This window comes from Mycobacterium sp. (genome assembly GCF_049673265.1).
Lineage (GTDB): Bacteria > Actinomycetota > Actinomycetes > Mycobacteriales > Mycobacteriaceae > Mycobacterium.
This window is the reverse complement of record NZ_JBATXN010000199.1, coordinates 1-2,261: the sequence shown is the minus strand read 5'-3', so window position 1 is coordinate 2,261 and position 2,261 is coordinate 1. Positions and strand designations below refer to the sequence as shown.

2 protein-coding genes are annotated in these 2,261 nt (G+C 68.0%); both read left to right on the top strand.

Going from position 1 to position 2,261, the window contains the following annotated elements:
• The coding region (locus WBF82_RS07005) for a S8 family serine peptidase (RefSeq protein ID WP_424382341.1) at positions 1-556 on the top strand (556 nt) is incomplete at its 5' end.
• Positions 553-2,082, top strand: a complete 1,530-nt coding sequence (eccE, locus tag WBF82_RS07000) for a type VII secretion protein EccE (protein ID WP_424382340.1) — start codon at positions 553-555, stop codon at positions 2,080-2,082. The genes WBF82_RS07005 and eccE, both read left to right, overlap by 4 nt.
• Positions 2,083-2,261: the final 179 nt, after the last annotated feature.

Sequence of the window (2,261 nt, the reverse complement as noted above, 5' to 3'; positions counted from 1 at the left end):
GCCGTCCTGGTTCTCCGACTACGTGCTGTCGGTCGGCGCGGTCGACAACGCCGGCGCCCCGGTCAACAAGAGTTTGAGCGGCCCGTGGGTGGCTGCGGCTGCACCCGGCGTCGGAATCATGGGGTTGTCTCCGCAGACCGGTGGACCGGTGAACGCCTATCCACCCATCCGGCCGGGTGAAAAGAACCTGCCGTTCTGGGGCACGAGTTTTTCGGCGGCGTATGTGAGCGGGGTTGCCGCGCTGGTGCGTGCCAAGTATCCGACACTGTCGGCACACCAGATCATCAATCGGATTCTGCAGACGGCACATAACCCGCCGCGCGGGGTGGACAACCAGGTGGGCTACGGAGTGGTGGATCCCGTTGCCGCGCTGACATTCAACGTGCCGCCCGGGGACCGCCTTGCGCCCGGCGCCCAAAGCCGCCTGATCGTGCCGCCCGCCCCGCCTCCCCCGCCGGATCACCGTGCCCGCGCTGTGGCGTTGGTGTTCGCCGGGCTGGTGGTCGCTGCGGTGGTGATCGCATCGCTCGTCGCACGGGCTCGGCGAGAGCGATGACGGCCGGACTGAGGCTGGCGATCATCGTCGGTGTCCTCACGACCGGCCTGGTCGGCTGGGCGTTAGCCGGATATCCCGGCGCCGCAGGGGGTTTGGTGCTCGGACTGGTTGCCGGTGTCATCCGCTGGCGAAGCCAACCGCTGTGGTCGTGGCTGATGCTGTGGCGACAGCGCCGTCGCGCGATCCCGTTGAGTGAGCCGATCACGGTGGCCAACGACCGCGCCGGAGGTGGCGTTCGGTACCAGGATAGCGTCGCGGTGGTGGCCGTGCAGCTGCTCGGCAAGGCGCATCAGCCAACCCTGTTCACCGGCTCGACGGCGACGTACACCGAAAACATCGTCGACGTAGCCGGCCTGTTGCCGCTGCTGCACCAGAGCCTGGGGTTAGCCGTCGAATCGCTCAGCGTGGTCAGCGTCGGGGCCCGGCGGCGTAGCAGTGGCGACTATCCGCGGGTCTACGACACATTGATCGGCACCCCGCCGTATGCCGGCCAACGAGAGACCTGGTTGATCGTTCGGATCGCGTCGTTCCCCAATGCCGAAGCGCTGCAATGGCGTACCTCGGTGGGCACCGCGACCCTGGCTGCGGCGCAGCGGATCAGCGCGGCGCTCCGGCAGCAGGGCCTGCGCGCCAAGGTCGCGACCGCCACGGACATCGTGGAGTTGGAGCGGCGCCTGGGCTCCTCGGCGCTGAACGCGCAGCACCAGCGATGGCGTACCGCGCGCGGCGAGGGTGGTTGGCTGACGACGTATTGGTACCGGCCCAGCGACATCACCGAGGAGAATTTGGAACACGCGTGGGCGCTGCGGGCCGACGGGATCATCCAGAACATCACGGTGTTCGGCGACGGCAGCATGACGGCGACGGTCACCGTGCGCACCGCCCAGCCGCCGACAGCCCCACCGAGCGTCATGCTGAAGACCTTGCCGGGGGAGCAGGCACGCGCGATCGCGGCCAACCTCTGCGGACCGATGCCGACGCTGCACGGCATCCGGCGCGGCGTTCTGGCGCAACCGCTGATCCTGCCGATCGGACCCTCGGGTGTGCTGCTGGGCAAGGTCGACGCCGGTAACCGGCTGATGCTGCCGCTCGACGACCCGGGGGAGTTCAGTCGGGTGCATATCGCCGCGCAAGATGCTTTGGCCAAACGAATTGTGGTGCGGCTGGCCGGCGCCGGCGAGCGGATCACCGTGCATACCCGCGACCAGCAGCGCTGGGCCAGCGTGCGGATGCCCGATATTGCTGTGGGCAATCAAGTCAGGCCGATCGCCGGCACCACCGTCAGCGTGGTCGACGGCACGGTGACGCCCGCGCCGCGACCGAACACCCTGATCTCGATCGGGGAGCCGGGAACGCCCTACCGGGGATCGGTCGATGTGCTCATCACGCAGATCGGTCCGGCGACCGTCGACGTGACGGCAGCTGGTCAACTCCATACGGTTGAGGTCGAGTTGTTCCGGGCCGAGAATCGCTACATATCCTCGGAACCGACCCTGAGGACGACCGAGCTCGAATCGGTGGACTAAACCGCGCCGGGCGAACGATGCAGTTGGGGCGCTTCCACCCGCGCAGCGGCGAGGGGCCACAGCGATGAGGAGGAGCGGCGCAATAGAATGACTAGCAGCAGCACGACGGCCGCCGCACGCAAGCGATTCGATCAGGCGATGGCGTTGTTCGACAACGATCAGCCGGCCGCCCTTGCGCG

Excerpts from the sequence above, each read along its gene's own strand:
- eccE (WP_424382340.1), top strand. The coding sequence starts at position 553 with ATGACGGCCGGACTGAGGCTGGCGATCATCGTCGGTGTCCTCACGACC.